1 rRNA gene is annotated in these 604 nt (G+C 51.7%); it reads left to right on the forward strand.

From position 1 onward, the window contains the following. Positions 1-604: ribosomal RNA gene (locus C1A35_RS35690) — 16S ribosomal RNA — on the forward strand; the annotation flags it as partial.

The following is a 604-nucleotide window of genomic DNA, read 5'->3' on the forward strand; positions in this document are numbered from 1 at the left end:
ATGAACACCGGATGGTTGCGCGTGATTGCATGATGACGCGAATAAAGGTTTACGGTAAAGGATGGGGATGCGTTCCATTAGCTTGTTGGCGGGGTAACGGCCCACCAAGGCGACGATGGATAGGGGTTCTGAGAGGAAGGTCCCCCACATTGGAACTGAGACACGGTCCAAACTCCTACGGGAGGCAGCAGTGAGGAATATTGGTCAATGGGCGAGAGCCTGAACCAGCCAAGTAGCGTGAAGGATGACTGCCCTATGGGTTGTAAACTTCTTTTATAAGGGAATAAAGTGCATCACGTGTGGTGTTTTGTATGTACCTTATGAATAAGGATCGGCTAACTCCGTGCCAGCAGCCGCGGTAATACGGAGGATCCGAGCGTTATCCGGATTTATTGGGTTTAAAGGGAGCGTAGGCCGTCGTTTAAGCGTGTTGTGAAATGTAGTGGCTCAACCGTGGCACTGCAGCGCGAACTGGATGACTTGAGTTCGCGGGAGGTAGGCGGAATTCGTGGTGTAGCGGTGAAATGCTTAGATATCACGAAGAACTCCGATTGCGAAGGCAGCTTACAGTAGCGTAACTGACGCTGAAGCTCGAAAGTGCGGG

The sequence above is a fragment of the Ensifer adhaerens genome, from assembly GCF_002940685.1.
Lineage (GTDB): Bacteria > Pseudomonadota > Alphaproteobacteria > Rhizobiales > Rhizobiaceae > Ensifer > Ensifer adhaerens_E.